This window comes from Chroococcus sp. FPU101 (assembly GCF_017312365.1).
Taxonomy (GTDB): domain Bacteria; phylum Cyanobacteriota; class Cyanobacteriia; order Cyanobacteriales; family Microcystaceae; genus Chroococcus.
In genome coordinates, this window is the sequence record NZ_BLJI01000023.1 from 1 (window position 1) to 19878 (window position 19878).

Annotated in this window: 16 protein-coding genes and 1 pseudogene; 5 read left to right on the forward strand and 12 right to left on the reverse strand. The window is 37.9% G+C overall.

Going from position 1 to position 19878, the window contains the following annotated elements; all coding sequences use genetic code 11:
• The first annotated feature begins 163 nt into the window (after positions 1–163).
• Both CFPU101_RS17290 and CFPU101_RS17295 read left to right on the forward strand, forming a co-directional pair.
• Complete coding sequence (locus tag CFPU101_RS17290) at positions 164–520, forward strand: hypothetical protein (protein WP_206816582.1); 357 nt, start codon at positions 164–166, stop codon at positions 518–520.
• Between the two features lie 60 nt (positions 521–580).
• Positions 581–1078, forward strand: a complete 498-nt coding sequence (locus CFPU101_RS17295) for a hypothetical protein (protein ID WP_206816583.1) — start codon at positions 581–583, stop codon at positions 1076–1078.
• A 332-nt stretch (positions 1079–1410) separates the two neighbouring features.
• On the opposite strand, the pseudogene CFPU101_RS17300 reads toward CFPU101_RS17295, so the two are convergent.
• Positions 1411–1788: pseudogene (locus tag CFPU101_RS17300) on the reverse strand (heavy metal translocating P-type ATPase); the annotation flags it as partial.
• A gap of 287 nt (positions 1789–2075) precedes the next feature.
• Here CFPU101_RS17300 and CFPU101_RS17305 point away from each other — a divergent pair.
• A complete protein-coding gene (locus CFPU101_RS17305; protein ID WP_206816585.1) occupies positions 2076–2792 on the forward strand; it encodes a phosphatase PAP2 family protein in 717 nt (238 codons plus the stop codon).
• 401 nt (positions 2793–3193) lie between these two features.
• Positions 3194–4564: a tRNA (N6-isopentenyl adenosine(37)-C2)-methylthiotransferase MiaB gene (gene miaB / locus CFPU101_RS17310; RefSeq protein ID WP_374191969.1), complete on the forward strand. Its 1371-nt coding sequence runs from the start codon at positions 3194–3196 to the stop codon at positions 4562–4564.
• A 2-nt stretch (positions 4565–4566) separates the two neighbouring features.
• Here the strand turns inward: miaB and CFPU101_RS17315 are convergent, their stop codons facing one another.
• The 4 genes from CFPU101_RS17315 to CFPU101_RS17330 all read right to left on the reverse strand — a co-directional run bounded on the left by CFPU101_RS17315 (position 4567) and on the right by CFPU101_RS17330 (position 7404).
• A complete protein-coding gene (locus CFPU101_RS17315; protein ID WP_206816586.1) occupies positions 4567–5211 on the reverse strand; it encodes a histidine phosphatase family protein in 645 nt (214 codons plus the stop codon).
• A gap of 3 nt (positions 5212–5214) precedes the next feature.
• Positions 5215–5853: a histidine phosphatase family protein gene (locus CFPU101_RS17320; protein ID WP_206816587.1), complete on the reverse strand. Its 639-nt coding sequence runs from the start codon at positions 5851–5853 to the stop codon at positions 5215–5217.
• Positions 5854–6164: 311 nt separating this feature from the next.
• Complete coding sequence (locus CFPU101_RS17325; protein ID WP_206816588.1) at positions 6165–6722, reverse strand: YqeG family HAD IIIA-type phosphatase; 558 nt, start codon at positions 6720–6722, stop codon at positions 6165–6167.
• Between the two features lie 58 nt (positions 6723–6780).
• Complete coding sequence (locus tag CFPU101_RS17330) at positions 6781–7404, reverse strand: class I SAM-dependent methyltransferase (protein ID WP_206816589.1); 624 nt, start codon at positions 7402–7404, stop codon at positions 6781–6783.
• Positions 7405–7514: 110 nt separating this feature from the next.
• Between CFPU101_RS17330 and hemH the strand changes: the two genes are divergently transcribed.
• Complete coding sequence (gene hemH, locus CFPU101_RS17335) at positions 7515–8678, forward strand: ferrochelatase (protein WP_206816590.1); 1164 nt, start codon at positions 7515–7517, stop codon at positions 8676–8678.
• Here the strand turns inward: hemH and CFPU101_RS17340 are convergent.
• From CFPU101_RS17340 to metH, 7 genes are all read right to left on the reverse strand, one after another.
• Positions 8645–10969 carry a filamentous hemagglutinin N-terminal domain-containing protein gene (locus CFPU101_RS17340; protein WP_206816591.1) on the reverse strand — a complete coding sequence of 775 codons (2325 nt, stop codon included), beginning with the start codon at positions 10967–10969 and terminating at the stop codon, positions 8645–8647. The genes hemH and CFPU101_RS17340 overlap by 34 nt on opposite strands.
• 149 nt (positions 10970–11118) lie before the next feature.
• A complete protein-coding gene (locus CFPU101_RS17345; protein ID WP_206816592.1) occupies positions 11119–11337 on the reverse strand; it encodes a hypothetical protein in 219 nt (72 codons plus the stop codon).
• A 587-nt stretch (positions 11338–11924) separates the two neighbouring features.
• Positions 11925–13373, reverse strand: a complete 1449-nt coding sequence (locus CFPU101_RS17350; RefSeq protein WP_206816593.1) for a sensor histidine kinase KdpD — start codon at positions 13371–13373, stop codon at positions 11925–11927.
• A 119-nt stretch (positions 13374–13492) separates the two neighbouring features.
• Positions 13493–14689 (reverse strand): DNA double-strand break repair nuclease NurA, encoded by a 1197-nt coding sequence (locus CFPU101_RS17355; protein WP_206816594.1) that lies wholly within the window; start codon positions 14687–14689, stop codon positions 13493–13495.
• A gap of 15 nt (positions 14690–14704) precedes the next feature.
• Positions 14705–15496, reverse strand: a complete 792-nt coding sequence (locus tag CFPU101_RS17360; RefSeq protein WP_206816595.1) for an HAD family hydrolase — start codon at positions 15494–15496, stop codon at positions 14705–14707.
• Positions 15497–15554: 58 nt separating this feature from the next.
• Positions 15555–16091: a Uma2 family endonuclease gene (locus CFPU101_RS17365; RefSeq protein WP_206816596.1), complete on the reverse strand. Its 537-nt coding sequence runs from the start codon at positions 16089–16091 to the stop codon at positions 15555–15557.
• Positions 16092–16094: 3 nt separating this feature from the next.
• Positions 16095–19667, reverse strand: coding sequence for a methionine synthase (metH, locus tag CFPU101_RS17370; protein WP_206816597.1), 3573 nt, complete (start codon positions 19665–19667; stop codon positions 16095–16097).
• Positions 19668–19878 lie beyond the last annotated feature (211 nt).

The following is a 19878-nucleotide window of genomic DNA, read 5'->3' on the forward strand; positions in this document are numbered from 1 at the left end:
ACTAAAAAATTGTCCAACCACTTTAACCTTACCATACGATCGCCTTGTTGCCCTACTACCAAATCCTCAACGCGAAATCATACAAATTCAACTCGACTCTGATATCACTCAAAAGCTAAAAACCCTCATAAGATGATTAAGTAAATCAACAATAATGTCTTGAGTGAGCAACAACGGAGAAGAAAATTTAGATAACGAGGTTGAATCAGCAGTTATTCTAACAATAACGCTTTATGCTTTTGGTAACAGGACATCACCGCGTCCCCCTCGTCCCAACTTAGATCTAACCGCTATCAACGACTTAGTTGTTCCGACACAACCTCCAACAGGTGCTTCTACATTTGCCGATATCCGTTACGCTCCTTTAACGGGACATTACTATAAACTAGATAAAGGAACTCAATTACCTTCTGGACTAGCAGTTATTGCTGATGGGAAAGAGGTAGGAGGGACTCATTCACTAACTCATCACACAATCTATCCAAGTCGCCCCATGCCTCTGACAGAATTTATTGAATAAATTTCTCAATTGTGGATGGGTATATGCGGGTAAAAAAGAGATTCGATAGGGGAATAAATCATGTTAGAAATCCAATCGCTGGAACAAGATACAGACCTTTGGCATCAATTACTTACGCAAGAGGAAGCCTATTTCTCCTCTCGTCAAGCATTTCTAACTCAGTCTAGCAATCGACTCTCCATTATTAAAGCTGCTCTCGACAACCCTAGCGAAAGAGCAACTGCTCTTCAACTGTGTCTATATTTAACAGAATCGGAACGTCTGACATTATTTGATGAATTAATTAGATTAGCCAGCGTAGGACATTCTGATATCGAATTAGTTCGACAGGCTATCCTCTCCCTTCCTCTTTCTTGGCTTTCTACTCACATTGAAACAGTAGCTGAATCGCTATTAAAGAAAGGAACCGATGAGGAATACAGACGATTTTTAGAACTATACATCAATATCGATGAAGATCTTGTTCAACGCTTAGTCAAACGAGCGTTACAACATCAAGATCTAGATATTAGAGAAGTGGGTGAAGATTTTAAGAATTATTTAAAACTTAAACAATAAAACCCTAACTTGATTTTTTCCTGCCTTTTAGTTTCCTCGTTAATTGGTGTAAAGTTGGTGTAAGATGATGCTTAAATCTTCATAAAGCTTGTTTTAAAAAGATTCGTTTGATGACTGAAAATCCTCGTGTCCAGAGTTCAAATCTCCGTCCTGGCATATCCAAAATTTGTTAGACTTTTTTACCTTTAATTGCATAATTTTAAGAATCTTTCTATTTTTAACGCAAGACACGAGAAGCATTTAATATCGCTAACAATGGAACGCCGACATCAGCAAAAACGGCTTTTCATAACGTGGCTACACCAAAAATTCTTAATAGGATGAATAAAGCGCAGAAGTACTACAGCGAGGGAGATAAAAACAACAGCAGGGGTATAATAACGGGCAAAATGACTAATAAATTTTTCCGTTTTTGCCTTTTTAGTGCTGGCATTCTCGACTAAATCCAAAATCTTAGCGACTGAAGATTCGGCAAATTCTTTAGTTACCCGTATTGTTAAAACACCAGATTGATTAATTGTACCTGCTAATATAAGATCTCCCACATTAACCGAGCGTGGTACAGATTCACCTGTTATTGCAGAAGTATCAATAGAAGAATTTCCCTCAATCATATTACCGTCTAGGGGAATCTTTTCACCTAGTTTTACTAAAATAATATCTTCAACTGCTACAGCTTCGGGGGAAACTGATTTAATTTCACCGCCATGATTGTGATTATGATTATCATGCTCTTTATACTTGTGAGCATCGTGACTACAGCTACAACCACTTGTGTTAGCTTTAGAAACTTTCATCAAACTTATTCGACATATGAATAAATATTCATAGTTTACTGAAAAAAAGATTAAAATGAATCAAAAATATTTTAAAAATTATAATGATTATCATTTTATAATTTGAGATTGATTTGATATTTATCTGATAAAATAAACTTCAAACAAGTTTAAGCTTCAATAGCTCTGTTAACAATAAACTGCCGCTAGTCTCTGTTGCAATGCTTAAATCAATTTCCGCTTTTTGGTTGCGTCATATTCATCCGCGCTTAATGACATTAATCGCTACGATCAGTATTATTGGATTAGCAAGTTGTTTACTAATTCTTTTTGTTGTTGCTCAACTAGCTGAAGAGGTTTTAGAAAAAGAAGCATTTGCTTTCGATAGCTCTTTTTTGCTGTGGTTACATACTTTTGCTAATCCTCATTTTGATGCAGTCATGCTATTTATGACTAAACTGGGTAATCCTAATACAGTTGTAAGTGTTGCTCTTGTAACATTAGGGATACTTTTGTGGCGACGCTATCGAGAAGAAGCAATAATCTTTGTTATTACCTGTTTGGGAGCTTTAATTTTAAATACAGAATTGAAGCTATTTTTCTCTAAAGTTCGTCCTCAACTTTGGGAGCCTTTAATCTCAGAAAAATCTTTTAGTTTTCCGAGTGGTCACGCATTAGGTTCTTTAGTCTTGTATGGATTTATTGTTTATGAGTTAGCAATTCATTATCCTAAATATGCTACTTTAATTTATACTTTAGCGGTAATTTTAATTGCTGCAATTGGGAGCAGTCGGCTTTATTTAGGGGTTCATTGGCCTACGGATGTTATTGCAGGATACGGCGTTGGTTTTTTGTGGTTGATGCTTTGTATTACGATGTTGAAGTTACTAAAGTTAGAAAGGGTCAGACGACGAAAATCTGGTCAAATCAACCGCTAAATTATTTAAAAAATTTTTCAAATTATAGTAATATGCAGTCTATCCAAAAGCAAGTGAACTAATAATAAAAATTTCTTGTTTTGGTCGTTAAAATCAGTAAGTTTAATCAGCAAAGCAACAGTTAATCAACAGCTATATTATTTTTATCTAGTTATGAAAGAGATTTTTACTGCTCTCTTTTAGAGTGGAATGGCAGTGAAGTCAATTATTTAATAAAAAATTCTAATATTTTGGAATGGTGTTAGTTTAGAAGATTTTTAAGCAATATGTCCCAATTATGGCTCAACTGAAGTGATTGTTTTTAGATCAAGCGATCGCAAATCATCTCAAAATCAAAATCCCCAATTGAAGGTTAAAAATTTTATAATAGAGTGCTGGACATTTTACTCTAAATTATTTCCATGACTCAATCCCAACGCCGTTACCACATTACAACTTTTGGCTGTCAGATGAATAAAGCTGATTCGGAACGTATGGCGGGTATATTAGAGAATATGGGTTTTAATTGGTCAGAAGATCCCAATGAAGCAGATTTAGTACTCTACAACACTTGTACGATTCGCGATAATGCTGAACAAAAGGTATATTCATATTTAGGAAGACAGGCAAAACGGAAACACGAACAGCCCTCTTTAACACTAATTGTTGCTGGTTGTGTGGCACAGCAGGAAGGCGAACAGTTATTACGACGCGTTCCAGAGTTAGATTTAGTAATGGGGCCACAACACGCTAATCGTTTAGAAGATTTATTGCAACAGGTATTTGATGGTAATCAAGTTGTTGCCACTGAACCTGTTCACATTATAGAAGATATTACTAAACCCAGACGCGAAAGTAAAGTTACCGCTTGGGTTAATGTAATTTATGGATGCAATGAACGCTGTACTTACTGTGTAGTCCCTGGTGTAAGAGGCGTTGAACAATCTCGCACTCCTCAAGCAATTCGCGCTGAAATGGAAGAATTAGGTAGATTAGGCTATAAAGAGGTTACATTACTCGGTCAAAATATTGATGCTTATGGGCGAGATTTACCCGGTGTCACAGAAACGGGAAGACATTTACATACCTTGACAGATTTACTCTATTATGTACACGAGGTTTCGGGTGTAGAACGTCTTCGGTTTGCTACAAGTCATCCACGCTATTTTACTGAACGTTTAATCAAAGCTTGTTATGAGTTACCCAAGGTTTGCGAACATTTTCATATTCCATTCCAGTCGGGTGATAATGAAGTTCTAAAAGCAATGAAACGGGGTTACACTCATGAACGCTATCGCCAAATTATTGATAAAATACGCGAATATATGCCCGATGCGTCGATTAGTGCTGATGCGATCGTTGGTTTTCCTAGCGAAACTGAAGCACAATTTGAAAATACACTAAAACTGGTTGATGAGATTGGTTTTGATCAACTCAATACGGCTGCCTATTCGCCACGTCCTGGTACTCCTGCTGCTTTGTGGGATAATCAATTAAGTGAAGTGGTTAAAAGTGATCGTCTACAACGTCTTAATCATTTAGTGGCTCAAAAAGCGTCTGAACGTTCTCAACGCTATTTAGGACGTGTTGAAGAGGTTTTAGTAGAAGATGTAAATCCTAAAGATCCAACTCAGGTGATGGGTAGAACCAGAGGAAACCGTTTAACTTTTTGTCAGGGAAATATTGAACAACTGAAAGGACAAATCATTCAAGTCAAGGTAACAGAAGTTCGCGCTTTTAGTTTAACGGGTATTCCAATTCAACAACCGATGAATCTTTATACCACTGCTTAAGATTAGGTACAAGGTAAGGAACGTAGATACTCATCTAAATGACTTCGATTTGCGATCGTATGAAACAACGGCCCGCGCTCACATAATTCTACAACACTAACCGCCGCAACAGGCATGACAAACCGATCCCGATAACGTCCTACATCAATTCCCATTAAACTACATAAGATAATGCGAATTGTTGCTTTATGGGAAACTAATAGAATATTTCCTTTGGCGTGAGTTTGTTCTATTTCTGCGATGACATCAGAAGAACGCCGTGCGATATCAATTCCTCTCTCACCACCAGGGGGAGAAGTCCATGCAGGATCGGTTAACCACCGCACATATAAATCATGAAATTCAAGATCAACGTCATTGGGGTGCATTCCTTCCCATTTTCCATAGGCAATTTCTTTTAATCCTTCCCGAATTTGCATCTTGATGTTTAATCTAGAACAAAGGGGTTCGGCTGTCTGTCGAGCGCGTCTGAGTGGACTCACGTAAACGGCATCCCACAGGATATCCTGATACAGATCGGCAAAAGCGATCGCCATTTTAATGCCTTCTGGGGTTAATCCTGGGTCGTTTTCGATGGTACCGCAATATCCCCCTGTCTTACTGTAGGCAGTTTGTCCATGACGCAAAAAATAGAGTTTTAAACTCATAAATTATGTACCAATTCGTTTACGGAGGTCTTCTCTGAGATGAGAGCGATCGCCCATAACATGAACGAGGGGGCCATGAGTCGCTAGTTCAACGATACTAACCGAAGCCACAGGCATTCCAATACGATCACGAAACCGTCCTACATCGATCCCCAATAGGTAACACAACATAATACGAATCGTTGCTTTATGGGACACAATCAAAATATTACCACTAAGGTAAGTATGTTCAATCTCTTCTAAAACTTCAGAACTACGACGCGAAATATCGATGCCTTTTTCGCCCTCTGTCGGTGCATTCCATCCCGGATCTGCTAACCAGCGTACATATTCATCATGAAATTCTCGGTTAACTTCTTCAGGGCTTTTACCTTCCCATTGTCCATAATATATTTCTTTTAAACCATCTCGTTTGTGTATTTCTAATCCTAATGGTTTACAGAGTGGTTGAGCGGTTGCTAAGGTACGTTTTAGAGGACTACAATAAACAGCCGTCCAAGGTAAATTTCGATAAAATTTAGCAAAGTCTTCCGCCATTTCGTGACCCGATGGCGTTAGTTCTAGATCCAATCTACCGCAGTACGCTCCAGTTTGACTGGCGGTTGTTTCTCCATGCCTTAAAAAGTATAACTTTAAACTCATAATCTTATTGTCAATGAACGGATTTACATGATAGGCTACATCATTATCTCTACCATTTTTTCGTGCATTGGAAGAAAGCTAGTATAGCCATTATCAATATATCTTTGCTGTAGATCGATTGAGTTAAACTTTAATGCTTTAAAATGCTTGGGGTGCAAGCTAGTTTCCGAAAAGTGTGTCTAGCCTGCACGCTTTTGCATCTGATCTATTTTATATTTAAGGTCTTTATATTAGCTGACCTCATTTGAACCTAATATATAGAATTCACTATATTTTTACTCAATCTCCATTCCTTAATTATTTCTTTATATTTAGTTAGATGAGGTTTTGTCTGGATTTGTAAAGTTTTGTTGCGCGTAGGTCAGTGTAACACCGAGTCTCTTAGAGATCCAGACTTCAAAATTACGAACGGGATAAGAACGGGTGGCGATCGCAGGATCGATCATCGGTTCAACTAAAATTGTAAACAAACCCAAACGGTTACCCGCTAGTACATCAGTAAATAAACGATCGCCCACCATGGCGACTTGAGAGGGGGGTAAATTCATCGCTTCTACTGCCAGACGTAGTTTTTTACGTGAAGGCTTAACCGCACCCAATAGATAAGGTAAATTAACCGAACGGGCGATACTACCGATACGATATTCACTAACATTATTACTCACGAGCCAAATGGTCGCGATCGGACGAATTTGCTCAACCCATTGTAATAAAGCTTGAGAAACTAAAGCTTCGCGAATGGGGACAAGTGTTTCATCAACATCTAAAATCAAACCTTTAATGTTATTCTCTTGTAAGATATTGGGGGTCAGGCTAAGAATTGTATCTCCTAAAAATAAGTCTGGTTGTAAAAGCTTCGATTTAGTCATGGTTAATCGTTAATATCTGCAAAATGGTTCGTAAATTTTAAATATAGATCAGTCCAGCCTACCGTATCGCTTGAACCACTTGCAAGCTTCCGCCAGCATAAAGAGTTTGTTGACAATTTTTAAACCCGACTTCTTGCAATAATGTAACAAGATTCGTTTTAAGGAGTTGCCAAGCAGTATCAGTTTCAAAAAGCCACATAAAAGTAGCTAAAGGCGGCCAAAATAAGAGGTTAGTCGGTTCATGTAAATCAATTGCCGTAAAAACGCCATTGGGTTTTAAAACGCGGTAAATTTCTTGAAAAATCTGCTTAAGTTGTTCGGTTTCCATTTCATGAAGAGCCACGCTACTATGAACAATATCAAACTGTTGTGTATCAAGCGGCATGGCTTCGGCTAATCCTTGAACATATTGAGCTTGTGGAACGGCTAAAGATGCGCGTTGGAGTGCCACAGGAGAAGCATCTAAACCCGTCACCTGCTTAGAAAACTGCACCAAAAAGCGGGTTGTTTGTCCTGCGCCACAACAAAGATCGAGAATTTTAGTATTAGAATCAATTGTTAAGCCTTGTAATGCTAAGTTACGAAATTTGGTTTCACCACCGACACTCAAGGTAGCGAGAGATGAAATCCCATCATAGAGCCATTGATATTTGTAGCTCAAAGTTCTGAAAATTGTAGCCACTGCTAATCCTCCATTAAATTCTGCGTTTTCAATAATTTGTGTTAACCATAAAACCAATATATTGTTAAACTTGGTAAAGAATATTAAAAAAACAATTCATTGATAATGCTATGGGTCGTGTTGGGGTTCTGTTGCTAAATTTAGGTGGGCCAGATCAGATCGAGGATGTTCGTCCTTTTCTATTTAACCTGTTTTCTGACCCAGAAATCATCCGATTGCCGATCAAAGTGTTGCAAAAGCCTTTAGCGTGGTTGATCTCAACACTAAGAGCCAAAAAATCGCAAGACAATTATTTACAAATTGGCGGCGGCTCACCTTTACGCAAGATTACAGAGGCACAAGCTGAGGCTCTGGAAAATCGCTTAACTGAGATTGGTAAACAAGTACAAGTATATATCGGAATGCGTTACTGGCATCCGTTTACCGAAGAAGCGATCGCCTGTATTAAACAGGATAACATTAGACAGCTAGTTATTTTACCACTTTATCCCCAATTTTCCATCAGTACCAGTGGCTCAAGCTTTCGAGTGATCGAGGAGATGTGGCAAGAAGATCCGACCCTAAGACAGATTGAGTATACTTTAATTCCATCTTGGTACAATAATCCAGGTTATTTACAGTCGATGGCGGATTTAATTGCTCAAGAATTAGAACAATGTACAAATCCAGATCAAGCTCATATCTTTTTTAGCGCACATGGTGTACCTCAAAGCTATGTAGAAGAAGCAGGTGATCCTTATCAACGAGAAATCGAAGAATGTACTCGTTTGATTATTAAAACCTTAAATCGTCCCAATCACTATACTTTGGCTTATCAAAGTCGAGTCGGGCCTGTAGAATGGCTTAAACCCTACACTGAAGATGCGTTAGAAGAATTAGGCGAACAAGGAATAAAAGAAATAGTCGTTGTGCCGATTAGTTTTGTTTCAGAACACATCGAAACATTACAAGAAATTGATATCGAGTACCGCGAAATTGCTGAAGAAGCAGGAATTACTCATTTTCATCGAGTTCCCGCTTTAAATACTCATCCGATTTTCATTGACTCTCTAGCGCAGATGGTGGCTAAATCTTTAGAAGAAGAACCCACTACCTTTGATCAAGTCACTCACCCTGTCAAGAATATGAAAATGTATCCCCAAGAAAGCTGGGAATGGGGAATGACGACTGCGGCTGAGGTTTGGAATGGAAGATTAGCAATGCTCGGTTTTATTGGTCTTTTAATTGAACTGATTAGCGGTCAAGGGCCACTACATTTTGTGGGATTATTATGAGGTTGGGGTGTGACGGTTGTTGCCTGAGCAGTTAGAATAATTTGACCTTGTTCATTGAGCATCCACCCCTGAGCTTCAACGATCAATTCTGTTGGCTGTTGTTCAGTCCTTACCTGAGTAGAATTAAGATGATCTTGACTAGATGGGTTGCCTAAATCTGCTAAACCTTGATTTTGACTTACCGTTTGATTAGGGTCAACAGGTAAACCACCTCTTCCTTTAATTGAAAATTCTCCAGCCGTTTGAACTCCAGTACGGCAACTTTCGACAATTAGGTTATCTGTATTAATGACCTCAGTTGGCAAGGTTGCAAGGTTGCTTTGAGAGTCAACATCAGGACGGTTAATTGTGACCAGACCTGATACACCCGTTCTTGAGCTTGCGTTAATTTCACTTAAATCAATACGTGGGGCTTGTTGAATTTGGAAGCCAAAAAGACCAGAAGCAGTAATATCAATATTACCGCCATTCCCTTGGCCCGCATCTGCTACTATGTCACTATTTTCGGTTGGTACGGCAATTACAAAACGACTATCAATATTAACATTTCCACCATTTCCAGACTCAGCTTCAGCAGTAATTGAACTATTATTGCGTAATTCTAGACGCTCCGAAACAGTCAGATTAATTTCGCCACCATTTCCGTTATTATTTTCAGCAATAGCATTGAGTTGCCCTTGATCATCTAATAGAATAGAGTTCGCCTTAATTGTAATTAAACCAGCGACTCCACTGGGTTGATCAAAATCTTTGGGTTGTTGAAAACTTTCAACGCTTATTTTAGCTCCATCATGAATAATCAGTTGATCGGTTTCAATAGTGATACTCCCGCCATCACCAATACCCGATAGCTCAAAAACACGATCGCCCGATGAAGCAGATATTTGACTAATGACTTCTTCGTTAGTCTCGGGAATAATTCCTTTTCCTGAAATTTCTACCGTATTCTGTGCCTTGATTATGATTGTGCCACCTGTTCCATCACCTACAATGTCTTCTTCTTCATAATTCACAGTGTCGGCGGCGATTTGTCCCCCATCACGTAGAGTTAGTGATGGAGTATTAATAATAATATTTCCGCCCTGTCCAGAACCTGATGTAGCTGTCAACAATATACTAGAATCATTAAAGCCTGTTCCGATAATCTCTGCTGATTCTGAAGCGTTAATGATGATATCGCCACCTTTTCCCGTTCCTATTGTTTCAGTATTAATAATCGCTCCATCTCTTACGGAAAATTTTTTAGTATTAATGATGACCCTACCACCATCAACATTAGCACCCTGAACAAATAAGGCTGTGCGTACATTTGTTTCTGGTTGCTCGAAAAATTTTCGGCTGATTAATTCAACAGATTCAGAACCATTGATGATTAAATCTCCAGTGCGTGTATCTTTGCTCGGAACTAAACCGATTTGTGTGCTTTCTGAAAAGGTGATCTGTCGTCCCTGAATTTGTACTGAGCCATTACTACCACTCGCATCGATAACCGAGCCTCGAGTCACCAAGACATCTAAAAAGTTTTGGACTCCTTGGTATCCAGCTTGCCAACCTTTCTCAATGGGTGTTAAGCTCACATAGCTGTTTTCGCCAACACTTCCGAGTTCAACTCGTCCTGGTAAAACTGTTATATTTCCATTTTCTAAAGTAACGTTTCCTCCAATCAAAGCCAGCGTTTGATCAGATTTTAATCTAAGTCCAGAAAAAGTTTGTGGCTTACCTTGCGTCGGCGGATTATTCTCATTGAGAGGGAGACTTTGAGAACGGTTAATAATAGAACCAGGATTTTGACCAAATTGTAATCCAATCGGAACGGCTACGGTGAGTACAGGGGATTCTGGATGATTAACGCCATACTCTTGACCATCTGCAAACTTGATACTACTGGCACTCGAAGCGATAAAAGAACCTCCTATCTCAAGCTTGGCCTTCGGCCCAAATATAAAACCCATTGGGTTAATAATAAATAAATTAGCGGCTCCATTCGCTTTGATGATGCCATCGATCTGCGAAATTTGACCGCCTGTAACTCGACTAATAATATTATCTATAGTGATTGAGTTATCAAAATAGGCTGTACTGCCGTTGGAGATGGAAAACTGATTAAAACTATGAAATAAGTTTTTTCCAGCTTGGGTACCACCCGTAATTACGATTTGACCTTGTGAGTTAATCGCTTCGACTTGCGTGGAAACAGTTTGATCCGATGTAATCTGTGCTACTGCGACACCATTGAATAGACAATAACTAAAACCGATTGTCCGTAGCCATTGATAAATACTATTTTTCATGGATCAATTGCTAGATTCTAACTCAATTATTCTTGATCACATTATAGTGATAGAAAGTACTTGAGTTTGCATAGATGCTTATCTATAACAAGCTAAGGAATTTTTTAAAATTTATCAAGACCTATTGTGATGACTCCACACTTAATTAACTAGCATGGTCTGTAACGACTACACCAATTTGGCTGTGTTGACTCTTGAATAGGTTTATTTGTTTTTTCTTGAGTTTGAGTTGTTGTTACTTCGTGTGTATTTTTAACTTCTTGTGAAATGGCGGCTGAGGTATTAAAACTACATAATCCAGTCATAATTAATCCAGATACCATTAAAGACTGAATAGATTTTGAAGTAAGGGATTGTTGACGTGACATGATAGACTCCTGGGGGTTAAATATGTTTGAGTTTCTTTGTGATCTAACTATAAACAAAAAACAATCGAATAAAATCGCTGAAATCACTAGAAAATTTGGAAAAATAATTTTTGTTTTTCATGATATTTACGGAACGTTTCTATTGAGCGATCTACATAACTATATAAAATATTTGGACTTCAAGGAAATCAATTTAACTTAAAAAATTTTTGCTAAATAGTATCTAATATTACTAAAACAGATTGAAAAAGCTAAATATTTTATTAAGTCATAAAGCAAAGTTTGAACCCATACTAGAATGTTCAAGCTTTTTAAACTCTGACTAAGAGTAAACTTTATTGATGTCCCTGATTACAAACAAACAAACCTCTAGCTTGTTTAAAAGCGAGAGTTACACGGCAAAAAAAATAATCAGTCGAAACAATCTATCGATTTTTTGGCAATAGTGAGAGAAAATAGATGCTTCACGCCTCTAATTCTTTTCTACAAGTGGATAAGAATCACTCTAGTGGACTATTTTAATATATTTTACGCTAAAAATCTTATTCTGCAGATTTATTTAAGATTCTTTAGAATGTATATTTTAACTATTTGCCTTTGCCAAGGGGTAAAAAGATTGTGAGAACTTCACCTTCATGATGACGCTGACGAACGACGAATTTACCACCTAAAGCATAAAACAGATTTTTTGTAACATCTAAATTTAGGCTAAGGCTTCCCGTTTCAGGCTGAAACATCAATAATTGCCCAATTGCTTTGAAAGGATTACTTTTCGGACAGGATTCGGTATAAAACTGTAATTTAAGCTGATGTCCTGCGGTTGAGACTTGGACTCGAATCTTACCACCCGAAGGGACAGTACGAGTACATTTTTCAATTAATCCCGTCAGCATTTGTTCTAGCATACTGGGATCGCTGACAACTTGTGGCAATTTCTTCGGCAGAATCACATCTAAAGTAATATTGCGCCGTTGAGCTTGTTTTTGCCAGTTCGGTATCCCTTGTTGAAAGATTTGCTCTAATGAGAGAGGAATTAAATTGATTGGTTTTTCCCTTTCTGAAGTCATCCCCATTTCGGCAGCACGGAAAATAAGTTCCATCCTATTAATTTGCTCTGTACATTCTTGATCGATCACATCAAGATATTTTGATAAATCGGGGGCTGATTTAGTTCGTTTTTGTAATAACCGCACCATTGTCCGAATTGTCGTTAGAGGTGTACGGATTTCATGAGTTAAAGCCTGTAAAAGCTCCATTTCCGAAGGTTGTCCGACATTTTCGCTAGGTTCTGTCACATGATGACTGATTTTCTCAGGATCAAGCCGTGTTTTTCGGACTTCTGTGGGATAGATTTCGGGTAAGTTTTGTAACAGTAGCCGACTAAATTCCATTACCGTCCGATAGTCGGGTATTCTGGTTGAAAACTGATTTTTTAATGATTTGAGTTGCTGTCTTTGTTGGGGAAGAATACGAGATTGTAAAACATCCCATCCTTGTTCAATTAGATCTGGCTCAAAGGTAAAATGAAATGCAGGTAAACCCCAAGCATTTTCACCTAAAACCATCATTAAACTAAACTCAGATGTAAAAACAAGACAAAATTGTTCAGTTACAAGAGGATCATAGGGCAGTAAAGGGAGTTCAATAATATTACCGTCGAACTGAAATGAAGGTTGAGTATTAGAAGATGCGGGAAGTTGAAATCTTGCTAAATCCCATTCTTTAAGCGGTTTTGGGGTAAAAATTCCGAGCGCAAACTGAGAGACTAACTCAGGATGACACAATACTGATGAGGGGCCTGATACAATTAATCCTTGTGGGGTTAATGCTTCCGTCATACCCGCACCCTTAACGAGTAATGATTCTAATGTAGCGATCGCAGCAAACCATTCTCCTTTAGCTTTATTCGTTCTACGCACAACCCATTCACTGGTATTCAAATCGTGAGAATGACCATTCACCTGAGTTTCTTGTGGAGAATTAACCAAAGAGAAAAGATCACTGAGTTTCGACGTTAACCCATTTTGCACGACCATTTCCATCACATCCTATCTATCGCAATTCGTTCTTCTGTGCTTCTACCTCATCGTACCTATATTTACATTGATTCTGAAGATGTACAACCGAACTTCTTTACCGCAATAACCGCAAAAAATTAGGCAATACTGCCCCGCTTTCTTGCTTCTTTGTAGGAAGTACCAACATTACGTAAACCCGCTTTCAGCATTTGTTGTTCGAGTAGGGCAAAAAATCTCGCCCTGTCACCCCCACGAATTACTGCTTGATTATGTGCTTCAGCGAGGGCAACGGGATAACCATAGCCTTTACTGACTTGCGTTAACATTAAACTCAAAGATTGAGAAAAAAGCTCACTATTTTCTGCAACCCAAGCAGGGACTTCAATTCGAGCAATTTCGGTTCCCACATTAACATAACAAAAATAGATCCATTGAGTTTCTTCGTATAAATTCAAAATCCGTAAAGAACTACGCCATAACGGGCCGCGTTGTCCTGGTTCTAATAAATAATCCCATAAGGCCGCATCTCGTAAAGGGTGAACCACATGACAGGGCGTTTTTTCATCCATTAAATCTGAACAGTTCATGACACAGTTGGGCGTATCATGGGGACAAGCTTGTAGACGAAGAAAATTAATCGCCTCATTACTCCGAGACGCGCTGATGTATCCCATTAAAGGGATGTTGGCTTTGCGTAATTCTTCCCAAGCGTTTTGAATAGGGGGTAGGATTAATTCTTTAGCTTCATTGGGTAGGCTATCAAAAAACCAGTAAATTAATGAGCCATCAATTAAGGCTAAATTGGGTTCATAATGGGGCCCTGGTGGTTTGACCCAACGACAAGCCATCTCAGATAATAATTGTGCTTCTAGGACTGTACGACGATAGCCCATCCATTCTTCGACTTTAATTCCCCATTGTTTGGATATATAAATGTCTTCTGGTTTGTAATAAACTTCGGGAATGCTATCGAGTAGTGGGTGGAGATTTTGCCCATAATGCAGCATGATTCGACCAATATTAATCAGATAACAGTAGGCGATTTCATGGTGTGATGGGGCAATTTGTGAGCCATCGGTGGCAAAAACACTATGACAATAGGGGGCGAGATTGATAGTAACGCGAGTGTTTAAGGGTTCTACGGGTATAGCTGCCGAGAAAATAAAACGATTTTGCCAATTTTGATGAATTTCGATTAATTCTTGTTGTTTGGCTTGAGTTTGTTTTAATAAAAACTCAGCCCGTTCCACCCGTTGACGACTGGCTGTAACTTCATTTTTATAATGTTGGCTAATGCCTGGGATTTTTCCCGCTAGTTTTGCAATGTCTAGCATAATAGTTTGTTTTTGTCAAGATTGAGGCCAGTTGGAGAAATCTTGGGTAAATTGCGCTAAGGATAACAGATGAATGGAGGGGTCATCTGCGATCGATTCTCTGGTGTGTTGAGTATTATAGCCCCAATCCGCTAAGAATAATCCCATCCCGTCTAAATCAGGTTGTTGCTTAACTTTTTGTAATGTTTTCAGTAAATCTTCAACAAACCACAGATGCGACGGGGGTTCTGAATGCTTTTTCAAGAGGGTACGGATGATTTCATATTTAGGCTGTTTGGTTTCTTTGCCAAATAAGCTATCTTTGGAGATGGTTACACCTTTTTCTTGAAACAGTTGTTGGATAAATCGTCCTTCTTTGGTGCTAATAATATAAAGTTGGGTTGAAGTATCTAGAATTTGGCTCATTCTTTCGACGACATTTGGATAAAAGCGATGTAAGGCTAACCATTCATCGACATTTGTTTCAATCCATCGATCTCGTGTTGCGTCAAGTTCATAAGAAAGAATTTTAGGGTCGAGTTGTTCGGTTTTGACGATTTTTTCGGCAATGTTAGGCCAATTTTGGTTAATTTCTTCTGATGATATTTCTAATACTAATGCTCTTAAGAGTACAGGCATCTCCCATCCTGTTTCAATTACAGGACGTAAAAGATAAAATTGATTAGCAAATTGATCAAGTGATGCGATATTATCTAAATGCCAGATTTTGCTATAGGTTCGTTTAGTGGATTGAAAATATTCAAGTAAACCATCACAGATGACACCATCGAAATCTAAAGCCAAAATAGTCGGTATAGTAAAAGACATATGAATTAAGGAAGAAACTAAACTAAGTGTATATTAACTTCCTAAACTTCATCACTATTCAAGCTAATAACTCATCAATGGGGATACTAAAATCGAGTAAAACCTTTTGTGTACTAACAATATCACCCGAAGAAAAAATAGTTTTGATATCTTGAGTAAGAACAATGATCCAACAACTCTCAGGATAGACTAACCAAACTTCTTGACTACCTGAAATTAAATATTCTTGTGCTTTCAGTATTACTTCTTCTGCTAAGTCGGTTGGTGAAACAATTTCTGCACACAAGGGAAAACTTTGGGGTAATACTTTTTCGTTTCCGTATTGTGCGACTAATTCAGGGGTTAAATAAGCAACATCAGGTGAACGTCCTTGTTTGATGGTTCGACAGGGAACATCAGTATAAACTTCTCCTCCTTGTCCACTTGATTCTACATAATTTCCCCAGAAACGAGCAAATTTTGATTGAATATTGCTATGTTTTAAAGTCATTCCGTTTTTCTTAATAATGTTTCCATCAACCCATTCAGTTCCAGGTAGAGGATTTTGTAACCAATCTTCTAAGGAATGATTCGGAATTAAAATAGAAGTGATCATAATTTATGTACTAAAGTATTTAGCAGTAGGATGATAGGCAATAATCGCGGTGGTTGATTGTTCGGGGTAAAGTTGTTCACTTTCATCCATATACATATTAATACGATCGCTTCCTAATAAATCCAGTTGTTTGTATTGGTCTTGAATATTAGGACAAGCGGGATAACCAAAACTATAACGAGAACCTTGATAGCGTTGTTGCAAAATATCTCGAATATGATCGGGTTCAAATTCAGCAAAACCTAATTCTTTTCTAACTCTTGCGTGTGTCCATTCTGCCATAGCTTCTGCGGTTTGAACTGCCATCCCATGATAATAGAGATAATCGGTATATTGATTTGCTTCAAAGAGTTTTTTAGCGTATTTTGTGGCAATTTCTCCTACGGTTACTGCTTGCATCGGAAATACATCAATAATTCCAGATTCTTTAGCCGCAAAAAAGTCAGCAATACACAGACGACGACCTGATTTTTGACGAGGGAATTCAAATACAGTAATTGGTTCTAGATTATCAGGTATTTTCTCACCTAAATTTTGGAATAATTCTGGGTCATAAATTAAAAGCGAATTGCCTTCAGATTGACAGGGAAAATAGCCATAAAGAATCGTTGGATTGAGTAACTTTTCACTAATTACTTTTTGTTTCCACTGTTCTAATATAGGATATACTTTTTCTTGTAGAAACTGATCATATTCTTCTCTTGGCTGTTCTTTGGGTTTGCGATATTGCCACTGTCCAACAAATAAAGCTTGTAGATCTAGATATTTAAATATTTCCTCTAAAGAAAGTTCATCTGCTTGTAATAATTTAGTCCCCCAGAAAGGTGGTTTTGGACGTTCTATATTGATTTCTACTGCATCACTTCGACGAGTATCAACTTCTTTAATTACTGTCCCATTATCATCAACAAAGGTGGTATCTGGATTAAGTTCTACATCATTTTCTAAAATAACTTCTGTACTTTCTTCTAAACTCAAGTCACCCAAGAAACCTTTTAAATCATCCCACTGTCCTGCTGATTTTGCGGGCATGAGTTTATCCATAAAATTAAGGTCAGTAAAGGCATCTTTTCCGTAGATTACTTTACCTTTATAAGTTTTTTGACAGTCATCATTAACGAATTTGGGAGTTAAAGCTGCACCTCCCAAAATAACTGGAACGGTAATCCCTTCTTCATTAAAAGTTGCTAAATTCTCCTTCATAAATGCCGTAGATTTCACTAATAATCCACTCATGGCAATACAATCAGCCTTATTTTCTCGGTAAGATTGAATAATATTTTCTACTGGCTGTTTAATCCCTAAATTAATAACTTTATAGCCATTATTAGTCAGAATAATATCGACTAAATTCTTACCAATATCATGAACATCACCCTTAACGGTAGCAATAATAAAAGTTCCTTTTCCACTACTATCTGAGTCTTCTTTTTCCATAAAAGGTTCAAGATAAGCTACCGCAGATTTCATTGTTTGTGCTGATTGTAAAACAAACGGTAACTGCATTTGTCCCGAACCAAATAACTCTCCGACTACTTTCATTCCATCGAGTAGAAAAGTATTAATAATTTCCAGTGGGGGATGTTTTGTTAAAGCTTCTGCTAAACTATCTTCTAAACCAATTCTTTCACCATCAATAATATGCTGTTTGAGTCTTTCTTCTACAGGTAAACTAGCATTTTTGGACGCATCTTTTTTCGTGGTTTTTCCAGTAAAAATATCCGTTAGTTTAGTTAGTGGATCATAAATACAAATATCCCCGTCAAACCCTCTACGATCGTAAATCAAATCTCGACAAACTTGTTGATATTCTGGCTCAATTTTTGCCATCGGTAATATCTTATTGGCACTAACAATAGCAGCATCCATTCCCACAGCCATTGCTTCATGCAAAAAGACTGAGTTTAAGACTTGTCTAGCAGCAGGATTTAATCCAAAAGAAATATTAGAAACGCCTAAAATAACATGACAATCAGGCAATTCTTCTCGAATTCGTTTAATTGATTCAATTGTGGCTTTGCCATTTTCTCTATCTTCTTCAATTCCTGTAGAAATCGGTAAAGCGAGAGTATCAAAAAAGATTTCTGATGCAGGTATTCCAGACTCTACAACCGCATTATAAGCACGTTTAGCGATTTCAAATTTTTTATCTGCTGTCCGCGCCATTCCTTCTTCATCAATGGTACCGATAACAATTCCTGCACCATATTTCTTAGCCAGTTCTAAGACTTTATAAAAACGAGGTTCGCCATCTTCATAGTTGGTCGAATTCAGGATACATTTACCTCCTGCAACCTTTAAACCAGACTCCATTTTTTCCCATTCTGTTGAGTCTAGCATCAAGGGTAAAGTGACATTATTAACTAAACGGGAGGCTAATTCTTTCATGTCTTTTACGCCATCTCGTCCCACATAATCGACGTTAACATCGAGAATATGCGCCCCTTCTTTGAGTTGCGATTTTGCCATCGATACTAAACTATCCCAGTCTTCAGTATTTAGTAATTCGCGACATTTTTTAGAACCACTGGCGTTTAATTTTTCTCCAACAATGAGAAACGAATTATCTTGAATATAAGGTTGAGTTGAATAAATAGATGCTGCTGATGGTTCGTATTCAGGATGACGTTCTTTTGGTTTTAATGTGCTTGTAATTTCGGATAATGCTTTAATATGGTCAGGGCGAGTACCACAACATCCTCCAATAATTTGCACTCCTAAATCTTCGATAAAGTGCATCAAAGACATTTGTAATTCGATAGGAGTAAGTCGATAATGTGCTTGTCCACCGACGTTTTCAGGTAAACCAGCATTAGGAATACAAGAAACAATAAAGGGAGAATGTTCAGCTAAATATTTAATATGGGGTTTCATTAAATCAGGGCCAGTCGCACAGTTCAGTCCCAAAATATCAATATTGTAGGGTTCTAAAATGGAGACAACTGCATTAATTTCAGTTCCGACTAACATGGTTCCCATTGTTTCCATGGTCACCGAAACCATAATCGGAATACGATTCCCTTTAAGAGTGAAAACTTCTTCAATACCGTTTAATGCTGCTTTAATTTGTAGGACATCCTGACAGGTTTCAACGATGAATAAATCTGCACCACCATCATATAAACCCTCTGCTTGCTCAATATAGGCGTTTTTTAAAGTATCAAAGTCAATATGTCCTAATGTCGGTAATTTGGTTCCAGGCCCCATAGAACCAGCGACAAAACGCGGTTTTTCGGGGGTAGAATATTCATTAGCCACTTTTTTCGCAATTTCGGCGGCTCGTTTGTTGAGATAATAGGCTTGATCGGCTAAATCGTATTCAGCTAAAACGATTGAAGTACTACCAAAACTATCGGTTTCAATAACATCTGCACCCACTTCTAAAAAGCCTCTGTGTACCTTCTCTACGGCTTCTGGTTTGGTGTGTACCAGATACTCATTACATCCTTCATATTCTGCCCCGCCAAAGTCCTCTGCGGTCAAATTTTGCGTTTGTAATGAAGTTCCCATCGCACCATCAAAAACAAGGACGGGACGTTCAGGACTACGAAGACGATTTAAAAAAGGACTATTCATAGTTGAGGCTTTTCAAGAATCAAATTTTTTGAGAGTTTGATGTAGATGGTTTTGAATGATTATTGTAATACGATTACTTTAGATGTGGCTATAATTCTTGAGCCTAATAACAATAAGGGTGAGTTAAGCCCACCTTTTGAAATGACGCTAGAATCACTACTACATTGAGAGAAAGCTGGTTGACGCTTGCTTTTTCGTTCAAAGTATTAAG

Excerpts from the sequence above, each read along its gene's own strand:
- CFPU101_RS17345 (WP_206816592.1), bottom strand. The coding sequence starts at position 11,337 with ATGTCACGTCAACAATCCCTTACTTCAAAATCTATTCAGTCTTTAATG.
- miaB (WP_374191969.1), top strand. The coding sequence starts at position 3,194 with ATGACTCAATCCCAACGCCGTTACCACATTACAACTTTTGGCTGTCAG.
- CFPU101_RS17295 (WP_206816583.1), top strand. The coding sequence starts at position 581 with ATGTTAGAAATCCAATCGCTGGAACAAGATACAGACCTTTGGCATCAA.
- CFPU101_RS17305 (WP_206816585.1), top strand. The coding sequence starts at position 2,076 with ATGCTTAAATCAATTTCCGCTTTTTGGTTGCGTCATATTCATCCGCGC.
- CFPU101_RS17355 (WP_206816594.1), bottom strand. The coding sequence starts at position 14,689 with ATGCTAGACATTGCAAAACTAGCGGGAAAAATCCCAGGCATTAGCCAA.
- metH (WP_206816597.1), bottom strand. The coding sequence starts at position 19,667 with ATGAATAGTCCTTTTTTAAATCGTCTTCGTAGTCCTGAACGTCCCGTC.
- CFPU101_RS17350 (WP_206816593.1), bottom strand. The coding sequence starts at position 13,373 with ATGGTCGTGCAAAATGGGTTAACGTCGAAACTCAGTGATCTTTTCTCT.
- CFPU101_RS17325 (WP_206816588.1), bottom strand. The coding sequence starts at position 6,722 with ATGACTAAATCGAAGCTTTTACAACCAGACTTATTTTTAGGAGATACA.
- CFPU101_RS17320 (WP_206816587.1), bottom strand. The coding sequence starts at position 5,853 with ATGAGTTTAAAGTTATACTTTTTAAGGCATGGAGAAACAACCGCCAGT.
- CFPU101_RS17340 (WP_206816591.1), bottom strand. The coding sequence starts at position 10,969 with ATGAAAAATAGTATTTATCAATGGCTACGGACAATCGGTTTTAGTTAT.
- CFPU101_RS17315 (WP_206816586.1), bottom strand. The coding sequence starts at position 5,211 with ATGAGTTTAAAACTCTATTTTTTGCGTCATGGACAAACTGCCTACAGT.
- CFPU101_RS17360 (WP_206816595.1), bottom strand. The coding sequence starts at position 15,496 with ATGTCTTTTACTATACCGACTATTTTGGCTTTAGATTTCGATGGTGTC.
- CFPU101_RS17365 (WP_206816596.1), bottom strand. The coding sequence starts at position 16,091 with ATGATCACTTCTATTTTAATTCCGAATCATTCCTTAGAAGATTGGTTA.
- hemH (WP_206816590.1), top strand. The coding sequence starts at position 7,515 with ATGGGTCGTGTTGGGGTTCTGTTGCTAAATTTAGGTGGGCCAGATCAG.